Annotated in this window: 25 protein-coding genes and 1 pseudogene; 11 read left to right on the forward strand and 15 right to left on the reverse strand. The window is 38.9% G+C overall.

Annotated elements, in window-relative coordinates; all coding sequences use genetic code 11:
- Positions 1-114: 114 nt before the first annotated feature.
- A complete protein-coding gene (locus tag AN393_RS06410) occupies positions 115-729 on the reverse strand; it encodes a MarC family protein (RefSeq protein WP_055014806.1) in 615 nt (204 codons plus the stop codon).
- Positions 730-900: 171 nt separating this feature from the next.
- Positions 901-1383 (reverse strand): GNAT family N-acetyltransferase, encoded by a 483-nt coding sequence (locus AN393_RS06415; protein ID WP_055017637.1) that lies wholly within the window; start codon positions 1381-1383, stop codon positions 901-903.
- Positions 1384-1482: 99 nt separating this feature from the next.
- On the opposite strand from AN393_RS06415, the gene AN393_RS06420 reads away from it, so the two are divergent.
- Positions 1483-1683 (forward strand): hypothetical protein, encoded by a 201-nt coding sequence (locus AN393_RS06420; protein ID WP_055014808.1) that lies wholly within the window; start codon positions 1483-1485, stop codon positions 1681-1683.
- A gap of 65 nt (positions 1684-1748) precedes the next feature.
- Here AN393_RS06420 and AN393_RS06425 read toward each other — a convergent pair whose 3' ends face one another.
- Positions 1749-1943, reverse strand: a complete 195-nt coding sequence (locus AN393_RS06425) for a CPXCG motif-containing cysteine-rich protein (protein ID WP_055014809.1) — start codon at positions 1941-1943, stop codon at positions 1749-1751.
- Positions 1944-2166: 223 nt separating this feature from the next.
- On the opposite strand from AN393_RS06425, the gene msrA reads away from it, so the two are divergent.
- The 3 genes from msrA to AN393_RS06440 all read left to right on the forward strand — a co-directional run bounded on the left by msrA (position 2167) and on the right by AN393_RS06440 (position 4776).
- Complete coding sequence (msrA, locus tag AN393_RS06430; RefSeq protein WP_055017638.1) at positions 2167-2766, forward strand: peptide-methionine (S)-S-oxide reductase MsrA; 600 nt, start codon at positions 2167-2169, stop codon at positions 2764-2766.
- 207 nt (positions 2767-2973) lie between these two features.
- Positions 2974-3888 (forward strand): 2OG-Fe(II) oxygenase family protein, encoded by a 915-nt coding sequence (locus tag AN393_RS06435; protein ID WP_055017639.1) that lies wholly within the window; start codon positions 2974-2976, stop codon positions 3886-3888.
- Positions 3889-4026: 138 nt separating this feature from the next.
- Positions 4027-4776 carry an ABC transporter substrate-binding protein gene (locus tag AN393_RS06440; RefSeq protein WP_055014813.1) on the forward strand — a complete coding sequence of 250 codons (750 nt, stop codon included), beginning with the start codon at positions 4027-4029 and terminating at the stop codon, positions 4774-4776.
- Between the two features lie 102 nt (positions 4777-4878).
- Here AN393_RS06440 and AN393_RS06445 read toward each other — a convergent pair whose 3' ends face one another.
- The 4 genes from AN393_RS06445 to AN393_RS06460 form a co-directional block, all read right to left on the reverse strand.
- Positions 4879-6990, reverse strand: coding sequence for a TonB-dependent siderophore receptor (locus AN393_RS06445; RefSeq protein WP_055017640.1), 2112 nt, complete (start codon positions 6988-6990; stop codon positions 4879-4881).
- Positions 6991-7074: 84 nt separating this feature from the next.
- Positions 7075-8346, reverse strand: coding sequence for a DUF3526 domain-containing protein (locus tag AN393_RS06450; RefSeq protein WP_055017641.1), 1272 nt, complete (start codon positions 8344-8346; stop codon positions 7075-7077).
- Positions 8343-9791, reverse strand: a complete 1449-nt coding sequence (locus tag AN393_RS06455; protein ID WP_055017642.1) for a DUF3526 domain-containing protein — start codon at positions 9789-9791, stop codon at positions 8343-8345. Before AN393_RS06455 ends, AN393_RS06450 begins: the two co-directional genes overlap by 4 nt.
- Positions 9791-10564 carry an ABC transporter ATP-binding protein gene (locus tag AN393_RS06460; protein WP_082422683.1) on the reverse strand — a complete coding sequence of 258 codons (774 nt, stop codon included), beginning with the start codon at positions 10562-10564 and terminating at the stop codon, positions 9791-9793. Before AN393_RS06460 ends, AN393_RS06455 begins: the two co-directional genes overlap by 1 nt.
- Positions 10565-10865: 301 nt before the next feature.
- Between AN393_RS06460 and AN393_RS06465 the strand changes: the two genes are divergently transcribed.
- From AN393_RS06465 to AN393_RS06475, 3 genes are read left to right on the forward strand one after another with little or no spacing between them, the layout of a single operon-like run.
- On the forward strand, positions 10866-12128 hold the full coding sequence (locus AN393_RS06465) for a hypothetical protein (RefSeq protein ID WP_055017643.1): 1263 nt from the start codon (positions 10866-10868) through the stop codon (positions 12126-12128).
- Between the two features lie 2 nt (positions 12129-12130).
- Complete coding sequence (locus tag AN393_RS06470) at positions 12131-12571, forward strand: hypothetical protein (RefSeq protein WP_055014818.1); 441 nt, start codon at positions 12131-12133, stop codon at positions 12569-12571.
- Positions 12564-14195 carry a sensor domain-containing diguanylate cyclase gene (locus AN393_RS06475; protein ID WP_055017644.1) on the forward strand — a complete coding sequence of 544 codons (1632 nt, stop codon included), beginning with the start codon at positions 12564-12566 and terminating at the stop codon, positions 14193-14195. Before AN393_RS06470 ends, AN393_RS06475 begins: the two co-directional genes overlap by 8 nt.
- Positions 14196-14205: 10 nt before the next feature.
- On the opposite strand, the gene AN393_RS06480 is transcribed toward AN393_RS06475, so the two are convergent.
- The gene (locus AN393_RS06480; protein WP_055014820.1) at positions 14206-14628 is read right to left on the reverse strand and encodes a hypothetical protein; all 423 of its coding nucleotides are present in this window, start codon (positions 14626-14628) and stop codon (positions 14206-14208) included.
- 224 nt (positions 14629-14852) lie between these two features.
- On the opposite strand from AN393_RS06480, the gene AN393_RS06485 reads away from it, so the two are divergent.
- Together AN393_RS06485 and AN393_RS06490 are read left to right on the forward strand one after the other, a co-directional pair.
- Positions 14853-15554, forward strand: a complete 702-nt coding sequence (locus AN393_RS06485; RefSeq protein ID WP_055017645.1) for a metal-dependent hydrolase — start codon at positions 14853-14855, stop codon at positions 15552-15554.
- Positions 15555-15776: 222 nt separating this feature from the next.
- Complete coding sequence (locus AN393_RS06490) at positions 15777-16379, forward strand: hypothetical protein (protein ID WP_055017646.1); 603 nt, start codon at positions 15777-15779, stop codon at positions 16377-16379.
- 256 nt (positions 16380-16635) lie between these two features.
- Here the strand turns inward: AN393_RS06490 and AN393_RS06495 are convergent, their stop codons facing one another.
- Positions 16636-17010, reverse strand: a complete 375-nt coding sequence (locus AN393_RS06495; protein ID WP_055017647.1) for a hypothetical protein — start codon at positions 17008-17010, stop codon at positions 16636-16638.
- The gene (locus AN393_RS06500; protein ID WP_235576189.1) at positions 17010-17849 is read right to left on the reverse strand and encodes a hypothetical protein; all 840 of its coding nucleotides are present in this window, start codon (positions 17847-17849) and stop codon (positions 17010-17012) included. Before AN393_RS06500 ends, AN393_RS06495 begins: the two co-directional genes overlap by 1 nt.
- 494 nt (positions 17850-18343) lie before the next feature.
- On the opposite strand from AN393_RS06500, the pseudogene AN393_RS06505 reads away from it, so the two are divergent.
- Positions 18344-18505, forward strand: a pseudogene (locus AN393_RS06505) (thiamine biosynthesis protein ThiC); the annotation flags it as partial.
- 230 nt (positions 18506-18735) lie between these two features.
- Here AN393_RS06505 and AN393_RS06510 read toward each other — a convergent pair.
- The 5 genes from AN393_RS06510 to AN393_RS06530 all read right to left on the reverse strand — a co-directional run bounded on the left by AN393_RS06510 (position 18736) and on the right by AN393_RS06530 (position 22533).
- Positions 18736-19221: a hypothetical protein gene (locus AN393_RS06510; RefSeq protein ID WP_152968271.1), complete on the reverse strand. Its 486-nt coding sequence runs from the start codon at positions 19219-19221 to the stop codon at positions 18736-18738.
- A 449-nt stretch (positions 19222-19670) separates the two neighbouring features.
- Positions 19671-20162 carry a hypothetical protein gene (locus AN393_RS06515; RefSeq protein WP_152968272.1) on the reverse strand — a complete coding sequence of 164 codons (492 nt, stop codon included), beginning with the start codon at positions 20160-20162 and terminating at the stop codon, positions 19671-19673.
- Positions 20163-20213: 51 nt separating this feature from the next.
- Positions 20214-20912, reverse strand: coding sequence for an ATP-binding protein (locus tag AN393_RS06520; protein ID WP_055017651.1), 699 nt, complete (start codon positions 20910-20912; stop codon positions 20214-20216).
- A 121-nt stretch (positions 20913-21033) separates the two neighbouring features.
- Entirely contained in the window at positions 21034-21657 is a 624-nt protein-coding gene (locus AN393_RS06525) for a hypothetical protein (RefSeq protein ID WP_055017652.1), read from the reverse strand.
- A gap of 267 nt (positions 21658-21924) precedes the next feature.
- Entirely contained in the window at positions 21925-22533 is a 609-nt protein-coding gene (locus AN393_RS06530; protein ID WP_055017653.1) for a cold shock domain-containing protein, read from the reverse strand.
- Between the two features lie 416 nt (positions 22534-22949).
- Between AN393_RS06530 and AN393_RS06535 the strand changes: the two genes are divergently transcribed.
- Positions 22950-23570, forward strand: coding sequence for a trimeric intracellular cation channel family protein (locus tag AN393_RS06535; RefSeq protein ID WP_055017654.1), 621 nt, complete (start codon positions 22950-22952; stop codon positions 23568-23570).
- Positions 23571-23597: the final 27 nt, after the last annotated feature.

Here is a 23597-nt window from a genome sequence, read left to right on the forward strand (position 1 = left end):
TCAGTTTTTTAGCTTTAGCAAACAAGTATAAATTAAAGCGATTATAAGCAAAAAGGCGCACACTGTATATAAATACAGTGTGCGCCTTTTTTTATAACAAACCAATAAAGTAGATCAGTGCCCCAGCGTTACCCACTGCTTAATTTCAAGTGCGGTCATTATTAGCTCTACAGAAAAAGCGGCCAGTATCATCCCCATTACACGTGTTAAAATAGATGCACCTCCCGTACCTATTAGTTTTATAATTTTGCCCGACAGCAACAACAAAATTAAGGTTACACCCAGCACTGCTAATGTAATTAACGCTGTGCCCATTTGGGTGGTAATCGGGTGAATATGATTATCGGTTAATAATATAACGGCTAAAATAGCCCCTGGTGTCGCGGTAGCAGGTATAGCAAGCGGAAACACTGCAATATCATGCCCTGGGTCTTGTTTTGCTTTATTAGAATCGCTGCCAAATATCATTTGCAGGCCAAACAAAAATAAAATTATCCCGCCCCCTAACTGAAACGATACCAGCCGTATGCCCATCGCATTTAAAATAAGCTGCCCTATTAAAATAGAGCCTAGTAACACAGCCCCTGCATATAGCACCGTTTTAAACGCAGTTTTACGACGTTGTTGATCAGTTAAATGAGAAGTGAGCGCAGCAAAAAGCGCCATGGTACCTATTGGGTCTATGGTGGCCCAAATAACGAGGGCATCTTGAGATAGTTTTTCTAGCATATAAAATCCTTGTTAAGCGAACACGTTTAAAAAACTCGGGTAACAAATTCATTTGCTTACGCTTAACTATAAGCCAAACTGGCTATTTTTTATATTGCATTTGTTCCTCTTATGATGAAATTTACTAACGTGTATAATAAAATACAGCACTAAAACATTCCTAATTCAGCACTAAACGTGTTTATACCAAATAGAATGCTCACCTAAGCTAAAGCCTAATTTAACTAATAAGTTATGCGAACGCGCATTATGTTCACTTACTTGCGCCGCTAAGTAATTAAGCGGTATAGCCTGCTTAAGTGTTTTAACAAAGCCGGTAATCACCTCAAACATAATGCCCTTATCCCAATACATAGGGTCAAGCTCAAACCCAATAAACGCCCTACTTTTACAAGGCGATAAATTATAAAGCCCGCAGGTACCCATTAACTTGCCGTTAATATTATGTTCAATAGCCACTCTTATCACTTCGCCTTCGTAATAGGCGGTAATATCGTCTTGTATTAATTGCTTAACTTGGCACTTACTTAACGGGGTTTGATAGTCGTTAAATTCGCTCACCTGCGGGTGGTTCAAAATAGTAAATAACTGCGGGGCATGCTTATGAGTAATTAAACGCAATGTAACGCGTTCAAGCTGAGTTGTTTTAAACATTTTATACAGGAGTTAAAATAGCGCTTTATGGTTAAGCATTATTAACTTACCATAACGTATTCACAAGCATTATCTTTATAGCCAATATTGAGAGCAATAATGAGCGACGATTTTAAAGTAATTCAACCTACCACAACCGTATACTGCCCTAAACGGGGTGAGGGCTGGACCCTAACAGGCATTACTAATATAAACGAGTTTACTTCGGTAATGTTTAACGGCACACGTTATACACTCCCTGCTCGCGAAATTGTAGAAGAGCTGTTACCAAACCAACTCGCCCGAGAGCAAAATAGCTAGCGCCCGTGTATAAAAGCGGTAGTGGCTGCCAGTGTGCAGCCTCCTATATAAAGCGTAACTAGTGGCTAAAATGTATCGTCTTCACTGTATACATTTACTTTTAATTCGTCTTCATCTTCAAAAACAACAAACGTAATAGGCTTACAACATACTTGGCAATCTTCAATGTATTGCTCATCAGTATCTGCTGCATCTAGCAATACCTCAATACTTTCACCACAATACGGGCAACTTATCGATTTTTCGGTTAACTGGTTCATTTACCACCTGCTACTTTGATCTCAATGTTTTCACTTTAATAAACACACTCTAATAATACAACCGTGTGCTATACGGGTACTCACTCAAATGTGGCTTAAATTAAAAAGAATTACGTACATTACTTAGCACCTTATATACGCCCACGATGAAATAGTAATAACACTTAGTAGGTCTAGCTATTAAGAATATGTATTTAAACTCAAACTAAAGGTAGATTATCCTATGAAAAAATCACTGAAACTTGCATTAACATCTGCCGCCATTTTGTTTAGCACGTTTACTCATGCAGCTAAAACCGAAAAAGCAGAGTTAGCCGGTGGTTGTTTTTGGTGTATGGAAAGCGACTTTGAAAAACTCGAAGGCGTAAAAGATGTAATATCAGGTTTTACAGGCGGTAAAATTAAAAACCCGACCTACAATGGTAACCATCAAGGCCATTATGAAGCAGTACAAATTACTTACGACCCAGACGTAGTAAGCTACAAAGGCATACTTGATCATTTTTGGGTAAATATCGACCCCTTTGATGCCAAAGGCCAATTTTGTGATAAAGGTCCTAGTTATTTAAGCGCCATATTTGTAGCTAACGAGCAAGAACGCAAAATAGCAGAGCAAACCAAACAAGCAGTAATAGCGGAATTCCCTAATCAAACAGTGGTCACGCCAATACTAAATGCCAGTACTTTTTACCCAATTAAAGGTAAAGAAAGCTACCATCAGGATTATTACAAAAATAACCCTATACGCTACAATACCTACCGCTGGCGGTGTGGACGTGACAACCGCCTAGAAGAAATTTGGGGTGACAGAGTCACTCATTAAAAGCCTATAGTAAAATGCTTGATGGGTTAACACAAACCCATCAGCTAAAAGCTAAAAGCTAAAAGCTAACTCTATTTAATCAGCCCATAATTATAAACATTATTTTGATACTGTTTCCTAAAACAGCTTATTTATCTAACTTTATAAATATAATAAATTGCACTCCTAGATTGATAAAACCTAATTCAACAACTGGAGTAACACATTATGTCTGCCACCCAATTACAACTTGCTCGTGCTCTAGCGTTACCTTCAAGAGAAGCCATGTTAAATCGTGAGCACTCAGTACAGCATTTTTGGTACAACAACGACCAACTACTTACACAAGCCTGGAAAGAGTGGGAAGAAACCGAAGTAGATACAACCACCTTTACCCTTGACGATTCATTACTCGATAAAAACTTACGTGAAGCCGTTAATGCTGCATGGCAAAATCCATCAAAAGAGCATTTAGTAAAATCACTACTAGAAGAAGTAGCGACTGATGTGTATCAGTTTCAATTTTTTGATCCTGAACGCCTAGCAGTTTTACGTGGTTACCTAGAAAAAGTATGGAATGCTAATATACCTATGCGTCCACCGTACGGTATTGTATTAAACCGACGCGGCGCCATGCTCGACAAACGCTCAGAGGGCTATTTAGCTGCTCCTAGTTTTCAGGCATTTTATAACCAAGTATTAAATACATACATGCGCCCTATTTCACGTTTATTGTTTCCTGAGATCATAGGTTACGATACGCAAACGTTTGGGTTTTCTATTTATTACGACCCTAACACTGATGCATCTATTCGCCCGCATACTGATGCATCATCAGTAACACTTAATATTAATTTAAATCTGCCAGGAGAAGAATTTAGCGGCTCAGAGCTTGATTTTTATGACCAAAAAAATGGCAAAGTAGTACAACTTAGTTTTAAACCTGGCAGCGCCATGATCCATAAAGGCAGTGTACCACACGCGGCAAAACCGATAACCAGTGGCGACAGAACAAACCTAGTATTATGGCTTTTTGGCGATAATGGCCGTATACCTGCACCGGGTTCAAAGCGCACAGAAATTGATCCAATAGCGCGTTGGACTACACCTAAAACAACACCGGACGGCTATGCTCCTTTTTAAAGCGGAGTTAAACTTGTCCGCATAAGCACTCATATAGCCCATTAAAGTTATTAAATCGTACTTTAATGGGCTATTTACTTGTTATGTAATCACTTAGTTACTATCTTTTGAGTATGATGATTTAAATTATACACCCTAATGAAGTTACCCTTTTTTATAGCAATCACACTACTTTTATTTACTTTTGCCAATACAGCAGCGGCTAAACAAAAACTGGTGGTTGGGTTTGGCGAAACACTGCCGCCATTTGTAATATCACATACACACAGTGGCTTAACCATTGATATTATTAAAGCGGCCTTAACGCCTTTAGGGTACCAAATAGAACCACGCTATTACCCCTATACGCGCCGCGCTAAAGGCTACATTAAAGGCAGAATCGATGTCATTGCCGATATAAATTTAAATACCGCTAACGGAAACCTACTCAATGGGTATATTTCTGATGAGGCGTACGTATACGAAAATATGGCAATATCTCTAAAAAGCAACAACTTCAACTTTACATCAATAGCAGACTTAGCGAATTTCAGCTTAATATCATGGCCCAGCGCAGCCATTCAGTTAGGCGAAGAATACGCAAAAATGGCTAAAGCGAATACGCAATATTACGAGGTTCATGACCAATCGTTGCAAGTAAAAATGCTTTTTTCAAACAAAGCTGATGTCATTCAAATGGATAAACAAAGTTTTGATTACTATCGCTCAACCCTTAAAGGTATTGATACCACACAACCTGTAGATCGTTTCGCGTTGTTTGGTAAAAGCCCAAATGGCTATTTATTCAAGTCTAAAAAGCTACGTGATGACTTTAACTTACAGCTGCAAAAATTAAAAAACTCAGGGGAGTACTACAAAATTTTTGAAAAATACAAACACGCTAATTAATGTTTGTAGTAATTGAGTAAACAAAAATAAAGGCCGCTTTAAGTAAGCGGCCTTTTGATTTTCAGCGAATGAGTGGTCGCTGAACTTTTAGCTTAAAGCATTTTAAAACTTATAGGATGCAGAAAACTTAACGTTTCTTGGTGTACCAGGTTGTACCCACGCATCAGCAAACGAGTTTGTGTAATACGTTTCATCAAACAGGTTATTTACCTCAGCCGTAATGCCAATCGCGTCTGTTACTTGGTAATTTACAAATGCACGTACGGTTGTGTAGCTTGGTAACTCAAAGTCGGTACCAAAAAAGCCATTGCGGTTATCAACATATAATAACCCACCGCCAAATTTTATTGCTTTGCCATGTAGGTCACCCGATTTAACCAGTTGTAAGCTAAGTTGGTGCTCTGGTACGTTTAACAATGGCTCTCCGGCTTCAACGGTGTAGCCAAAGTTAGCATCAAAAAATGAGTTTTCTATTTGAGCATCAACATATGCATACGATGCCCAAATTTCTACACTATCGGTAAGCTCACCCGTTATATCAATTTCTATCCCTTTACTTTGCGCTTCACCAATCGCTGCATAAGTAAACGCGGTAGGGTCATCTACCACTAGCATGTTGTCTTGCTCTACTTTAAATACGGCAACCGTTCCAAATAACGCGCCATCGTTTAATGTAAATTTAACCCCAAGCTCTGCAGAAGTGGATTGGTTAGGCTCAAAACCGTCGCCGTTGGCATCAGCGCCCGAAAGCGGACGAAAGTTTTCACCGTATGCGCCATAAACAGAAACATAATCACTGGCTTCATAAACCACGCCAAGCTGCGGGCTCACGCGTGACTCAGTTTGTTTTGTTTTTGTGCCTGCTAAACGATTATTTAAGCGCTGCACGTAATCATCAAAACGTGCACCAATACGAATATCTAATTTATCGGTTAAGCTTATTTGGTCTTGAATGAAAATGCCTACAGACTCTTGAATTTCTACACGGTCAGTATTCGATGTGGGCGTGGGTAATTCATATGCGCCGTAAACAGGGTTAAATACATTAATGTATTGGTCGCCCCGTACACGCAGAATAACTTGGTCGTTTTCAAATTTATCGCTATCTATACCCATAATTAAACGGTGCTCAAAACCGCCCAGCTCAATACTTCCGCTTAGCTCTGCACGCAATACGTGGTATTTGGCATCAAAGTCGCGGTAGCGTCTAAAGCGATTTACTTCGCCATCTACTACGCCACCAAAACCCGTTTCGGTTGCAAAGCCTTCCATAGAGGTATCGCGGTAGTTTGCACCAAACAAAATGCTCCAGTTATCATTAAAGTCATAAATATATTCTAACTGATGCCCCAGTACGTCGGCTTCAATCGGACCATCCCCCGGCTCGCCTAAAAAGCGACTTTCAGGGATAAGCCCAAGCTCACCGTCTATGGCTAATACGCCTCTATCAAAGGGTACTTCTTGGTTAGAGTATTCAAGTTCGTATATTAATTGGCTGTTGTCGTTTATATTCCACACTATTGATGGGCTAAACCCTTGCTTTGTGGTTTCTATTGTATCTCTAAAGCTTTTTGCGTCTTGGTAAAAGCCAACCAGTCTAATTGCTACGTCGTCGTTAAGTGGCGTTGTGTAATCAACATCGCCGCGGTAAGTATCAAAACTCCCTACTGAAACTTTAATTTCACCTTCGGTATCAAACGTTGGGCGTTTTGTAACTAAGTTTACTGTGCCACCGGGTTCGCCTCGGCCAAATAAAGCGGCACGTGGGCCTTTTAATACCTCAACCGACTCAATACCCGATAAATCACGCGATCCACCAAACCCACGCCCAGCATTAAACCCATTTACTAAATAATTACTGGGTAAGTTTTCATCGCCGACAAAACCACGTAATGCAAAACTATTCCAAAGCCCACCAAAGTTGTTTTGGCGCGCAACAGAAGCTGATAAATCAAGAGCCTGGTCAAGGCTCACTGCACCTGCGTTTTCAAGCGATTCTAAATCAATTTTAAGCTCGGATTGCGGTGTTTCTAAAGGGCTAAAGTTACCTTGATAAGCTTGGCGAGATGCAACAATCGTCACTTTTTCTATTGCGTCATCCTTTACGCCTTTACTTGGTTGGTTTTGCTCAGCAGCTATAACTTGGCTGCTAAATAAGCTTACTAAGCACGTACTTAAATAAGTGAGCTTAAGCCCTGTCGGTTTGGTTTTCATTTTTAACCTTATGAATAATATAAGTATTTTATAATTATGTTGTAATTTAAATAGCGCTAAACAAGTGCGTTTAGCGCTGTATTTTTAGTTACTGCTTTGAGTGGTGTTTTCAAAACGTGGCATGTTTTCAAGTGCTCTTTTTGTTGGCTCGCCTTTGTAAAATAACCAAGGGTAGTAAAACTCCCGCAATTGCTTGTGGTAATCCCTAATTTGCTGCTCATAATCATAAGCTGCAATCGAGTCAGTTTTAGCGGCACGGGTTAAACTACGCTGTAGTAAAAGCGGTGGCGAAATCAACGATACAAAACCAGCTAGCTCATATTTTTTAGCTGCGGCATCGCGGTAGGCTTTCGAAAGCTCAGCGGCTTTTAAATCGCCCATGTGTTGAAATGCGTAATACCATTTCCATTCAAACTCGCTACTCATATCTATATAAGGCGCAAGCGCTGGGTACTCTTTAATAAAAGGTTGCATGGTTGCAGATTTTGGTAAATCCCAAGCATCGTTTACCGCTTCTCGCTGGGTAAGCATAATGTCACCCCCTTTAGGAGAGTGCACAGACTGGTTAATAGCAAGGTCGCCTAAAATAGGAATAATAAAAGCAAATAATACCCATAAACCAATTAAAGAAGAGGCAACACGCGGTGCACTACTGGCATTTTTACCCCACCACACACTAAGCGCGGTCCAAAAGGCAAGATAAGCAATACATAAAACCGATACATAAGCTACTTCAACTGCGTTGGCTCCAGCTATAATTGCCCCCACATAAAATGGCAGCATTAAACACACTATTACTGCTATAAAGCGCACGGTAATACGTGCCCCCCACAATGCAAAGTAAGACTTAGCTGTAGTAACGAGTAAATCGTGCCTGCCGCTGGTACGCTCATTTGCAAATAAATCATGGAACAGCAAAATAATAACCAATGGCGCTAACGCACTAATTACAAATACAAAATCGATTTTACCAGCTTGGGCAAGCTCAGCATTTTGTGCATCGCTTTCGTAAATTTGCCCCTCAAGTGCAAGCAAATTAATACGGTGTTTCCACGGGAATATATCGCGCTCACCTAAAGCCGCAAAGGCAAGCGTTGAAGGCTGCGAATACGTTAAATGAAAACTGTAATACGCTAGCATGCCCGCATCGTTTTGCTTTTGCTGTACTTTAGCGCGGTCGCTTTGATCTGCTGCTTTTAAGCGCTCTATTGTTTGCTGCTGGGCATTTACTTCGCTAAGCCCGCTGTATATAGCAAAACCTGATAAAACAAAGCTACACAGCAACAATACCACTAGGTATTTTTGGCGCAGTAAAAAGCCCCATTCACGTGTAAGTTGTGTAATTAAATAACTCATATCAAACGTTTTCCTACAAATTTAATACCGCCTAACAGAACTACAATCCATAGCAATAACTGTAAAAACGCAGGTACACTCCTTTGTGCACGAACATCTGCACTGTCTACATCAAAGTTAAAGTTTTGCAGTATTTGCCAGTTTTCTGCACTTACACGTGCTTTTTTAGTCGCTACGGCATCGGCATTGCGATTCATATCGGTTTGATAATCAAGTTTTTCAATGTGAACTTTGTTAAGCCCTTGAACAAAATCAAAACGTAACTGCTCGGTTTCGCGTAAAAAACGATGGTGGGTTTCTATACTTGTGCCCACCATAATCATCGACAGCGAGCGAATAGCTACCATATGCGATACCCAACCAAAGTGACGCGATACTTGTGTTTGCTCAAGTTCACTTTGCATACGCTGCTCAGCAAATTGATTAAGCACTTTAGCTTGTTTAGCTTCTGATTCGCTTGCTACTAACCCTCTAAAGTTTACCGGCAGCTCATCAATACTATTTACGTTGTACTTTTTAAGGAGTGATTGTTTAAATTGCTTAAATGCAGGATCGTTGGTGTTATGGCCATCACCTAGTTTTCTAAGCTCAGCTTTAACGGCAAAATCGGTTTCTATTTTACCGGCAGATGGCACAGCTGTTGAGGCACTGGTACTTGCTACGCGTGGCATTACAATGCACAGTAAAATCCATACAAACGCAAGCGCCGTAAAGCTACCGCTGTTTTTACTAAACACGCTCGATGCTAATAAAATAAGTAATACCCACACAGATAAATACAACGCATACCCGGCAACAAAACTTGCAACTGCTAATAGGCTTTCACCCGCCGATAGCGTCAATAAGGCCGATATAGCCAATGGCGTAATGATTAAACCCACAACAGAGAGTAAAGCCAACCCTTTACCGGCAATAAGCGTACTGCCTTTGGTGCCTTGCGCTAATAAGTACGACAGCGTTTGCGATTCACGCTCGCGGCTAATAGAGCTGTAACCAATTAATATAAGCAGTAACGGCGCTAACGTTTGCACTATAAAAGCAGGCGTTAGGCTGCCTAATTTAGTAAGCGCTGTACCTTGGCGCTGCTCTGCAAACATGGCGCTATTTTGTCTGTGCCCTTCTAAAAATATTGAGTTACCTATGTAGGCATCAATCCCAGGGTCAAGTGTGCTAAGTGGTGTTGGCGTTCTAAAAGCGTAATGCCCATAATGCACCATTCTGTGTGGATGACGATCGGGTTGATCAACAAAGTTTTCCTCAGCATGTGTTTGTAGTTCGTGGCGTGCATGGCTAAGTTCGTGCATTGTAATGGCAGTCACCACCACCGATGAAAGCGTTAATAATAAACCGATAGCTAAAACGGTCATTGCCAGTTTAGAGCGACGCCAATAGCGCCACTCATCTTTGGCAACTATCACCACCTTTGATAAATTATTTAAGCCCATTACGCGCCTCTTTGTGCAAACGCAGCATGTACTTGCTCGGTATCAATGCGGCCATTTTCAGGCGCATCAAATTCGCCCACCAGCTCACCGGCTCTTAATAAACCAATACGGTTAGCTACTTGGCACGCGCCGTATACATCATGAGTCACCATTAAAATAGTCGCACCTGTTAATGCCAGCTCGCGTACCAGCTGGTTAAACTCATCTATAGCAACAGGGTCAAGGCCCGAGGTAGGCTCATCAAGTAAAAAGATTGGTGCTTCACGTAAAATAGCCAGTGCAATCGCAGTTTTTTGTCTCATGCCTTTAGAGTACGTTTGCATAGGGCGCTCCCATGCAGCCTGTTGCAGCGCAACACGATTAAACGCTGCATTTACTTGCTCATCTGTTTTTTTAATATCAGCAAGTGATAAAAAATAGTCTACGTTTTCGCGGGCGGTTAAATGCGGGTATAGCGTTGCCGACTCGGGTAAATACGCTGTTTTACCGCGTACAAAATCAAGCGCGTGTGTTACCTCTTTACCCGCTACCTTTACAGAGCCTTGCGTTGGGTTGTTAAAACCCAGTAACGTTTTTAACGTGGTTGATTTACCCGCACCGTTACCACCAAGTAATGCGTAAATTTCGCCTGAAGCTACATTAAAATTTAAGTTTTTTAAAATGGCGTTATTTTTAATGCTAAAACTTAACGAGTCGACTTTAATAATTGCTTCGCTATTAATAGCTTGGGATTTATTCAGCGGTGTTTGATTAATTGCCGTAGGTGTACTCACATTCAAACTCTATTTAGGAAAAAACAATGCGCGGATGTTATACTATATCAAGTAATTTATGCAACACTATAACATCCCCTTTGGTTAACAAATGATAAAATTTTTATATAAAACAGTGCATATTAAAATTTTTTACGCATCACTTACTCATTTTTGGCAAATGCTAAAAACAATCCTAAATACTGTGTGTGTTTTTTAGTTATCAGCCTAATTTATTTAGTAAAATGGTGTAGTTAAGTTGGGTATATAAAATAATGTGCTATCTTTTTATTATATTAAGTGTAAATAAATACGAGCTAACATGCTGCATCGAGGCACAATTGCCATAGCGTTATTGGCAACCTTTGTAACAAATACAACCTATGCAAACGACTTTGATATACAATTTAGTGGATTTGCCTCTTTAACCCTTAGTTACACTGACGACTCAGCTATTGGCTTTGCATCTAGCTACTCAAATGAAAACGACGCCGGTTTTTCCGCAACCCGAGACTCTATTGTAGGTGGACAAGCTAATATATCACTGGCTAAAAAATGGGATTCGGTTTTTCAAGTTGTAATACAAGATCATGCCTTTAAAAGCTTTGATAATTTTTTAGAGCTGGCCTTTGTACGTTACCGCCCTAGCCGCCACTGGGCTATTCGGGCTGGCAGGCTAAACAGCGACCTTTATTTACTCTCTGAATACCCTTATGTTGGATACGCTTATTTATGGGTGCGCCCACCACATTCGTATTACTCGTTTGCTAACATTGCAGGCAATTTTGATGGTGTAGATGTTGAATACAGCAAAGCTATAAACGAGGGCTTTTTACGTATTAAACTTGCCTACGGCAGGTCCACCGCAAAGTTAGAAGCCTATAATGACGACTTTTTTATTGATTTCGATAATTTGGCCACCTTTAGTGCAGCTTATACCTTAGATGCATGGACACTGCGTTTTTCGTTATCACAATCAAACTTTGGTGATTACAAATTAACGTCTTTAGATGAGTATTTAGGTGCCCTTGATGCAGTACCGCAAAGTATATGGCCGCAAGCACGCGCTATATCAGATAAATTTAACACTAAAGGTAACAGCATAGAATACGCTGCGTTTGGGGTTACGTACGATCATAACAACTGGCTTATCCAATCTGAACTAGGTGTTTCAGAGTCTGATTGGATAGTGGCGCCTTCAGTACTAAGCACATATGTTAGCGCAGGTTACCGAGTTGACAACGCAATATTTTATACCGGATTTTCTGGTGCTAAAAATCGTCGTGATGTAGTCGAAATAACCCCCCCTGTGTTTTTGCCAGGCACGCCAGAGCAAGTGTCTCAACCTATACAACAGCTAGCAGCTGTAACTCAATCTGCGGTCAGAATTACCAACGTTCACCAGCACTCTATTAACATTGGCGTAAAATGGCACCTATCTGATCGTATTGCGCTAAAAGCCCAGTTAGACCGCTTTGATATAAAACCCCAAGGCGCTGGTTTATGGAGCTTAAATAACCGCGACGATGCCATAAAAAGTAATACAGTACATATATTTAGTTTAAACGCGAGCATGGTGTTTTAGTTATGATAAATCACCGTACCCTATTCATTAAAGCTGTAGTGCCTATATGCTTACTTATTCTTAGTGTGCATGCACAATCAACAGAGTTTGCCGTAGTCGTAAATAAAAACAACGCAATAAATAGCCTTTCAAAACGCGAAATTATTGATATTTACATGGGCCGCTATTTAACATTCCCAGACGGTGAAACCTCACAACCCTTTGATTTACCCGCACAGTCAGCACTTAAAAACGATTTTTACTTAAAGCTAGTTAATAAAGACGAGCAAAAAATAAATGCTTATTGGGCTAGGCTGTTATTTTCAGGCCGTGCTAAGCCCCCCTCGCCCTCAGCTTCTGTAAAAGATGCGTTAAACAAAATAGCATCATCACCATTTGCGATTGGCTACATTCCGCTATCGCAAGTGACCGATGCAGTAAAAGTGGTTTATACAGTTGATTAAATTTATTAGCCAAAAACTTTATATACGGGTTGCTCTATCAATAGCTATGGTTGCTATTGTTGTGTCTATCGTCTCGTCCATGCTGTCGTATTACTCAGGCTTTAAAGAAAAGAAAAACACCAATTACCTACTCGTTAAACAACTAGCGCAAACAATGGAAAAAACAGCCGCTATAGCCGCTTACTTAAACGACAAAGAATTAAGCCAAGAAATTGTTAATGGCCTTATCAGTAACGATTTAGTACAAGGCGCGAGCCTACAAGGAGAAACAAACGCACAAGGCGAAATAGCGTTGTTTATTGCCAATGGCACGATTAATAAACAAAAAGAAGCCGTGTCAGTGAAGCTCGTTCACCCTTTTTTAGAAGGCGCCTATATAGGGGGATTATCAATATACCCCGACGATAAATTTATACAGCAACAAGCACAGGCAGCACTTAAAAAAGAATTTATTTTAATGCTAATACAATCTATTGTAATCGCATTTTTTGTCTCGCTGGTTGTGCAGCGCTGGCTTACTCAACCCATTCAAAACCTAACCGACAGCTTTGCTAAAATAAACCCGAGCGAGCCAGAAACCCTTAAAATGCTAACGTTTAAGCAAGGCAAACGAGACGAAATAAGCCGCTTAACGCACGGTATAAATGCCCTTATGCACGAGCTACATTTAACCATTAGTAATGAGCAAACACTGCGTAAAAAAACCCAAGCGCTTGAAGCTAAATTTAGACTGATATTTGAACAAGCCAGCGCTGGTATTTGTTTACTTGATGATAAAAACACAATCACCACCTTCAACCCAGCATTTGAGCATTACTTTACGGTACCTGGCGAAAAAGAATTACCAACTTTGCATTTTCCTGAGCTTTTGGGCAATGTAGATGAACTACAAAGCCTACTGGTCGCTATTCGCTCGGCGCAAAACCCACCGCAAACGACCTTAGATATAGAATGCAAAGTGGGTCACAAAACGCTCTGGTTTCATTGCTTATTTGTAAGGCTAACCGACCAAAGAGAAAACAAACGACACTCACACCCACAGCAACTAGTAGAAGTTATTTTACATGATGTAACCGATCGTGCAGAACGTGAACTACAAACCCGCTTTGAAGCCGATCATGACCCACTCACAGGCCTATTAAACCGACGCGCTGGTGAAAAACGCCTTAATAAAGCCTTACAAGAATGCACTGAACACAACCAACACCTAGTTCTTATGATGATAGATTTAGATAAATTTAAACCCATAAACGACACCTACGGCCACGAAGCCGGAGACAAAGTGCTAATTGAAACAGCGCACAGATTTAAAACACTTTTTCATGAAAAAAACGATATGTGTATCCGCTTAGGCGGTGATGAATTTATTGTTGCAAGGCTCGTAACTTTTTACGATAAAGCGGCAACACATCAGCAAGCTATTACTTTACTTAATGAACTACAACAAGCCATTACTATTGCGCCAAGTAAAACATGTGCCATTGGTGCCAGCATAGGTATTGCGATAGCCCCTACTGATGGCACTCAACTTCACCAATTAATGCACAATGGCGATAAAACCCTCTATCACGTAAAAGAAACAGGCCGAGGAAAAGTGGCCTTTTATGAAGATATAAAAAATTAGCTAGCGAATGCTACAGCATTTTTAAGGCTTTTAAATAATCTTTGTTATAAAAATAAGCCGCTAAACCAAAATACGAAATAACACCTAAATAAGCGATTGGAAAGTGACTATATGCGCTAAGGTAGATAAGCAATAATATAAAGAACAGGCTAATGCTAAAGCAAACCACTGCCAAAAGCCTGCCTAACCAAGATATAGATTGGGCAGCAATATTTAAAACAAACAAAACAATAGCGCCAAATATTACATACCCTAAAGTGTTTAAATCTTCGCCATGCGCTAAACCGTCTTCGCTGTAGTACATCATGTAATGAGCAAGCGGAGTCAGTGCTAATAAAGCCCAAAAACCATAACTGCTCCACGTTGATGAAACAAAATAGTGACTACCAATGTTAGGCGCAGGAAACGATGCTTTATATCTATTTTGATTCATAAGAAATGACCTTTCATTTAGTCTGCTAAACTAAAATAGCTACGCTTATTATTGATTTTTATAAAAATAATTACAACTTACTTCATAGTTCACAAATCCACACTAGTAAAAAGTGATAAATCAGCCCTCTAAAACATAGATTTACATCCAAACCTTTAAAGTAAATTGAACAATTAAGTTTTTGATTGCTAGAATGCCAACCTATTTTTCTATAAAGAGATACAATGGCAAATTTCAATACTCATCTTAATACTGCAGTCATCATTACCGGCTTAGGTTCAGCCACTTTATTATCTGCAGGCCATATCGATTTAAACGGCGCACTTTGGTTATGGTTTTTAGGCTCAATTGGCGGCTTATTACCCGACATAGACTCAGATAACTCTACATCACTCGATACTATTTTTAACTTATTTGCACTGAGCGCTGTATTACTGGTGCTGCATTACATAACCACCGAGCTTATTATTACAATTAGTTTTGTAGAGTTAATTGTGGTGCCATTATTAGTGTACGGATTCATGAAATACATTGTTAGGCCCATTTTTAAATGGATAACCGTACATAGAGGTAGTTGCCACTCGTTATTATTTTTGCTGCTATGCGCGCTATTAACCACGCAAGTAACGTGGAAACTTAATGACCAATCAACCGCACACGCCGCTACTTTTGCTTGGTTAGCAGGTGGGTTTGTTTTACTCGGCGGGTTAATTCATTTATTACTCGATGAACTTTACAGTGTAGATTTAAATAATGTCACCATTAAACGCTCTTTTGGTACCGCGCTTAAAATTGCCGACTTTGATAATAAACTGATAACGTTAGCATCGGTTATTGCTATTGCGGGTTTAATTTATGTAGCCCCGCCTATCAAGCAAACGATTACCGCATTAAGTGATTGGTCTGATTTTAGGCTTTTATCTTAATAAGAGGGGTTAATAGCTAAAATCAATGCCACTTTGCTAGTTTAAGTTTAATTAAACGTACACATTTTAGCCTTTTTGTAATTAATTATTATTTTTATTGGTTTAAGTGAAATTTTAAAATCGCTTTACCTGTCTTATAGCGGCAATACTTTCATCTGTTTGATGTGTGCAAAGCGACTGAAACTTTTAAAGCGTCAAATATAAAATTACAAGAGGACCATAATGGAATTTACACATAAACGCACCACCCTAGTTACAGCATCGTTATTGTTGCTATTAGCAATATCACAGGGTATTTATTCAGCGCTTTATACTGCTGAAATTAGTTTTTCAAGGCAGGTTGCGTGGGGGCTAGAGGCACTGGTATTTACTTTACTTGTTGCCTTTGCAGGCACGGCTATGGTGCAAGCAAAAAACGCTCAGTTAGGCTGGTCTGCTATCGCGTTTAGCGCAGTACTTAACATAGTGCAGGTAAGCGTTGGCCTTACGTTGTTTTCAACATTTGGTAAAGTGGCGGGCACAGTAGAAGGCGCACAACCTTTAATTGGTGGTGTGGTGTCGTTGTCATTCATGATTTACTACGCAGCTAAATTATTATTAGGCTTAGCAGCACTTGTATTTGGCTTATCATTTATTGCTAAAGGTGGCAAAGCCGTAGGTAGCCTTACAGCCCTTGCAGGCGCAGTTGCAATGCTTGCCAATGCAATATTAATTACCTGTGGCCGTGACGGGTTCTTGCCATCAGGTGTTGCTGGTGCATCAGGCATGATTGCAACATTACTTTTAGCAATCTGTTTATTTAGCCTTAACCGTAAAGCAGACTAAGGTTTAATACCTTATAAGTAATGTACTTATTTAGATAAGTTATAAACATCGGCGTGTATTAGAGTGCTAATCCGCCGATGTTTTACGTTTAAAGCGTTTAGATTTAAAAAGCTAAACGCCTCAATTATTTATAGCTAATTCATAAAGAGGCTATGAGGCGCTGCGCTTAAGAGGACGTTAATAGTTTGAAATAAAAAGTTTTGGTGTTTAGAGCCAATAGCTGACTTTAATTAGCTAAAAATCACATCAACATGTATTAATCAAAAAAACCAAGTGAATTTAGCAGCGCGAAAAAAGCCCCTAACAAACCTGATAGGGTCAATGTCCAATAGAAGATACAACCAAGTACCCTATCAAATATTGATGTATTTTCGAATAAAGTAGACGAGTTAGCATACATAAATGCAAACTTACTTTTTTCTACCTTGAGCATCCAATTCCTTGGTAGTGAGAATGCTTTAGCTACATTTATTATATCCCAGCCACTTATAAACTCCATACCTAGTAGCTCTTTCGTATTAGGGTTCTTCCTTAATTTGCGCACAGTAACTTGTCCAAAAACGACATAAAGCACAGCACTAAGAAGACAGCCAACGAGAAAAATAACAAACAAAGTTTTCTCAATATCCATTAAGAGTCAAACCACTTCATAATTTCGTCGTATAAGCTACCGCTATTTTCCTTTGTATAATCATTAATTCCTATTGAAGCGGCCGCAGCGGTTCCTGCTACTGCCAATCCACCAACAACAAGACCAACCCAGCCTAAAGGAGTTGCTACAACTAAAAAAGTAAGGGCAGCAGCCCCCGCATTAACAACGCCGATTCCAGTAGCAGCACTTGCAATAAAACTAGTTGATTCTACGAACATTTCGCGCTCCCAGTTATCACCAGCTTTATAAGTGTTGTGTATGTTACCCACCCGACTACCAAAATCAATTACAGCTAAACCGTTCCCTAAAAACTTAGAATATTTAGTAAATTTAACAACATTATCTGCATGAGTAGGAGTTATTAAGTCAAGCTTAGTAACATTACGACTGCTTCTAGCTATATTGGCTCCCCTTGAAAAGTTTGTTAAGGGTGTTCCACGTTTAGACTTGATTTGGTTTGTAACTGCTTTTACTTCTAGTCTAAATTTATTTTGCATTTTATCAAAAGCAAGCTTTGCTTTTTGTTTAGCCGCAGTTTTGGTTGGTGATTTAGACTTGATAGCTTGACGATATTCGAGCAGCGATTTCTGATAATCACTAACTGCATCTGCAAAATCACCAACTCTTTTTGAATAAACGCTAGTCGAAGTTCCCATAAACCCTATATTAAATTCATTTAATTTTGCTGAGATCATGGAAAGTGCTACTAGATTATCACCACCGAAAGAAAGTGATAGATCTGTTAAATTTTTTACATTTGGAATATTGGATATTTTTGCTAAAGAATTTGTACCGGTAGTCGAATTTCCACCTTTCAATAAATATGGTTTGTTCGAAATAACATGTCAGGGTCTGGGCATGTTAAAGAGAATAACCCTTCAATTTCAATACCACACTTGTCTTTTAATGAAGTACTATTCATATTACTTTTACATAAAATTATTTCATCCATTACTCTAGTTCCTTCTAAAATTTTATTACACTATAAATACGTAATCTGCAAAGTCAATTAATTCGTCTTTGACTTAAAGAATTAGGATGACACCCATTCAATTCATTTAGACTTACACCCATCTTAATTTCAAAATTTAAGATGAGTGTCTTATTAATTTTTTGCTTGCTTAAACTTTGATGTATGAAGTCAATATTTGACCTCTTACCGTCTTAATTTCAAAATTTGAGATGGGTGTCTTGTTAAATATTTCTTTTATATCACCCTTATCAAATAGCCCTGCTGAATAGCTACACGGTGAATTTAGCGGTTTAACTAACTTAAGCTTGATGTATGAAGTCAAGATTTGACCCCAATCACCTTACAGCCCTTGCAGGCACAGTTGCAATGCTTACCAATGCAGTATTAATTACCTGTGGCCGTGATGGGTTCTTGCCATCAGGTGTTGCTGGTGCATCAGGCATGATTGCAACATTACTTCTAGCAATCTGTTTATTTAGCCTTAACCGTAAACAAAACTAAGGTTAAAACCTTACAAGTAATGTGCTTATTTGAATAAGTTATAAACATCGGCTTGTATTAGAGTGCTAGTCCGCCGATGTTTTACGTTTAGAGTTATGAGATTTAAAGTGCTAGCCACCTCAATTAGTTATAGCTAATTCACAAAGAGGATTAGAGACGCTGCGCTTTTAGAGGGCTAATAGATTGAATCAAAATTTATATTGGTAGACGCTCTCTTTGACTGAAAATGCTCAATCACTTTCTATAAATAACTTGGTGATATAATTATTGCCGTTATCTTGGATATAATGTATTTCAACATAACCTCCATTAAAAATAACCTTATCGTTATATGCACGGTTTGCAAAAAAATATGGCGCAGTTTGATAGTTATTATATTTAAAAAACACTCCTGACACTAAAAAACTCTGTGTTCGACTTGCTCCTTCTTTTTCTACTAATTTTTCAATTTCGCCTGCTACAACTCTCTGCTCATGCGATTTTATTTTAGCTATATATTGCATTTTCAAATATAAAGAAGCTGTAGAAGCAAGATTGTAAAGAATAAATATAAAAAATAAGACGAAGAAATTAAACTTAAAAAAACGTTTAATATATAAATCGTATAATTTTTTGAGCCTCCCAATAAAGATTAAACTAATAACTATAAAAAGCACATATGGCAAAAATTCAATGCTATTAAAGCTTATTGTTGTTTCGTAGTAAATTTTCATCATATGCACTTAAAATGCCTCAACTTTGGCACGTCTAAATCAAGCACCATGTTCAAAAAAAGATAAAACTTTAAAGACCAATCCATAAAGAGGATTAGAGACGCTGCGCTTTTAGGGGTTATAACTAACTTAGATTAAAAGCTTTTAACAACCCCCATCTTAATTTCAAAATTTGAGATGGGTGTCTTATTAAATTTACTATGACGAGAATTAGGATGACACCCATTCAATTCATTTAGACTTACAGCCATCTTAGTTTCAAAATATAAGATGGGTGTCTTGTTAAGTTTTTATTTTAAACCATCCCCTCAATCACTCTTTCATTTTAGCAAATTAAGGATGGATGTCTCGTTTATTCTGTTCTTACAGAAAGGCAAAAAAGAAAGACCTGACCCCATCCGTTTTTTATGTGTGAAGTCAATATTTGGATCCTTTAGCTCTTAAGTAACTTGTTAAATTTCGCTGTCATCTGCATTTAGTGCCATCTTCAAAAAGCTTGGCATTCTTGGATCTGTAAATTGAAAGCACCCTCTAGCAGGCTTATACAAAATTGTTGTTTTATCGCCTTTAGTCAATAAGGTTAATCGTCTGCTCAAGGCTTGTGGTTCAATTTTAATACCAAACTTTGAAAGAAGCTTCTCTCTTAACTCGACACTTCTGAATTCAGGTGCTTTACAGTACGCTGCGGTTAATAAAAGTAACTTATATTCATTTGGCTTGTTCAATGTTCTTAATGTTGTTTCAAACATTCGCTGGAGGGCACCCTCCGAATCTTTTACTGCTTCACTTAAAGCAACAATAAGAGTTTCTTTAGTTACGTGACGCTCATTATTCGCAATCGCATGCTCGCCACACTTAAGGCTAACTAAATGCGTAAAATGTGGATAACCAGCGCTAATATCGACAATTTTATTTACAACATAATCTTCAGGTATTAAATCCAAGCTTTTCATTCCATTTAAAATAATCTTCTTTAGATCATCATTACACATCCTTTAAAGTGAGACTTCTTTAAGACACCTTTCAACTGATGGATGCCCAGCCGTTAACTCTTCACCTGTTGCCGCTATACCAACTACAACTAATTTAAAATCTGAATTGCTGTCACTTAGCAATTTAATAAGTTCAGCTATTTTCTTCTTGTCATCATCCGATTGTATAGAGTCCGCCTCGTCAATTAAAAAAACACCTGACAAGTCTTTTAACTGATTAGCAACCCATGAGGGCGAGTCCGGTTTAAAGATAGCTGAAGTAGTAGTTTTTATTTCTCTTTTTGATGCAATATTAGCCTTGGCAATTCCAATATCAAGACCTGCTCCAGCCCCCTCATTATGTGTTTGAGTCTTTTCTTTAAAAGAAAAATCAACACCGGAGGCTTCTAATGGTTTCTCAAAAATGGTTGCAAACGTGTCTCTTGAATCACAACTTTTTTCAAAAAAAAGACCTCTTTGTAATTTATGTAAAAGTACCTTACAAGTAGTTTTAGCCAATGATGTTTTGCCCACACCTCTATCGCCATAAACTAAAATATGCTGTCCGGGAGAGTTAATAACACTAACAAGTCTTGTAGCTTCTTCTTCTCGTCCAAAAAAATGTTCTTTTTCATCTACAGGAATATGAGGAGTAAAAATATCTCGAATTCCACTTTTAATTATTTTGAATTCGCGCTCTAGTCCAAACTCACCGTTTGCCACTTAACTCTCCTTTAGAAATTTAACGCCCCACTAAGAGGCAAAAAGCAGCTTACTATAATGCCTGAGGAACGAAGGACAGCAAGCTGCTTTATGTCCTTTTGAATGGCTTATTAGAGCTTAATTAATACAAGACCATCCCCCGAGCACCTGGGCTCAGTAAAGTACAAAACTCAAGAAACCGATTTGAATCATTTTCAAAAACCCACTGAAAACCGTCTGCACCTCTAAAACCTTCAGATACAAACTCCTGAGCATTTATTAAAGGAGCAATTATTGGATCTGAATGTATCTCTACTTGTCCAGGTTCAAGGTACATGTTATGACAACCATTTTTTCTCATAGTACCATCAGCTTTCGTTGGCTGGCCTAGGTGTGATAAAGACGCAACATCCAATAACCACGTTTGTGAAAGTAGATCTGGATTTTTATACATTTCAGTTGTGTTACCGATATTAGGCAAAGCATAAAAAACGGAACGCATACTATTTTGAGCACTCTTTCGTAGAGCATTGAGTTGTTCATGTGGAGTTATGAATTTTCTTTTTGAGTTTTTTTTAAGCACATTATTTGAAGCTTTAAACTGAAAAATCAATAATCTTCCCCCAAGCTTTGTGCAAGCATCGAAACCGGCTTTGGCTTCTTGCTTTTGTGTAAGGCCAAACCAAAATACGTTTTGTCGCCCTTTAAGATGCGCAGAAACTTGAGCGCAAATATTTAATTCCAGTGTTTTTTCAGATAATCGCACAAAATTTCCCTAAGTTCTAACAGCTTATTAAACCCCACTTTTGGGGGGTATAACACCCCAAAACGGCGTATATCACGTTGTTTGATAATTACACCAAGCAACTCATTTATAAACAGGTAATTACAATTGCTACTCAGTAGCCCTTGTTATTTAACCCCAAAACGCCTTTTAATAATGTTATGAGGCAAATTACGCACCACTGTATTTTTATACAGTTCGCGGTGAAAACCATCTTAAATTCAACTTTTAACTAATCGATTTCTAAAATTACCACTCACCTTGAAACCTTGTATCCCTCTCACATGGATCACCATCACCGTCGCCATCCATTTTTGTATTTGGGCAGTTATTTATAAAAAACACCGCCTCTGCACGTGAAGTCATTTGGCTACAGTGCTGCCTGCCATCACAGGTAAAGTTTTGTGAGTTTTGAGGGATCACGATTTTTGGATATTGCTCGTCAAAGGTGGCTAAATCGGTGTTGGTAATAACGGGAGTGTGATTATTAAATTGCTCGTTACTTTTATAGTGGTTGTATTTATTTACTGCGACAAAGCCAAGTACGGCGATAATGCTAATTGAGGCAATTTTGCCTAAAAAGCTGTTGGTAAAATTAGATTTAGCAACACGATGATGGTTTGATTTTTTAGGCGTGACTTTAAGTGCAGCGACGCCTTCAATTCGGCAATTAACGGCTTTGCTTTTACCATCGGGTTGTGTGGCGACTTCAAAATAAATAGTGTCGCCCACTTTTGGCTTGCGGCTCATGTGTTTGAGTGCTGAAATGTGTATAAAGGTGTCGTGCGCTTGGGTGTCTGATTTAATAAAACCAAAGCCCTTTTCGTCATTCCACGCTTTTAACAATCCTTTGTTCATGTATTTACCTGTGCTGATTAAGCTGCGATTACGCAAATTCCATTTAAGTTAACGCTTGTTAGTATACGTTCCTAAATTAGGACGATGCAACCAAATATTCATACTAGGTTAATTTAAATGCGTCAATTAGTTGGTAAAACACCTAACCGTATAGGGAAAATACCGTGCTTTAAGCTATAAAAAACCAGAAAAAAATAGCCTGTTTTATTTTATACATTGCGGCCATTTGTCCTTTATTATTCTACTGCTAACTTTTGCCACCCCACTAGCTTAACAGCTTGTTTACACACGGTTTTGTTATTAGTTATTTCTATCTGAATTAAGCGTTTTTAGTGTGATTTTTCATTCGTTATTTACTTAATTTATCTATACAATCCACACCTTATTTTTACGCTCAGATTTTAAGTGATAATCGCATGCTACTAACCGTTGTTTATATTATTGGTATTACCGCAGAAGCCATGACCGGCGCACTTAGCGCTGGGCGAATGAAAATGGATTGGTTTGGCGTTGTACTAGTTGCAAGTGCAACAGCCATTGGTGGTGGTAGCGTACGAGATATATTACTTGGCAATTACCCCCTTACCTGGGTTCAGCACCCGGAGTATTTATTAATTACCTGTATTGCCGGTATTATCACTACGTGGCTGGCTAAATGGGTGGTTAAATTTAAAGGCATTTTTATGCGCTTAGATGCGCTGGGCCTTGCGGCGTTTAGTATTATTGGCTGCCAAGTTGGGCTAAATATGGGCTTGCATTATGGTATTTGTGCAGTGGCTGCGGTTGTAACCGGTGTATTTGGTGGATTACTGCGAGATTTAATATGTCGCCAAGCGCCGCTTGTATTACATAACGAGCTTTACGCGAGTGTATCGTTACTGGTTGCCTGCCTATACTTAGCGCTGCACTATTATAATATTGATGACAACATCAGCATTATTGTAAGCCTTGTTGCAGGCTATTTAATACGTATGGCGTCAATACGCTTTAAATGGCGCTTACCTACCTTTAGTTTGTTAGAGCAGCACGCTAAATAAATTAGGCTTTAATACAAATTAAGGCAG

This window comes from Pseudoalteromonas sp. P1-25, assembly GCF_001401805.1.
In the GTDB taxonomy this organism is placed as follows: Bacteria; Pseudomonadota; Gammaproteobacteria; order Enterobacterales; family Alteromonadaceae; genus Pseudoalteromonas.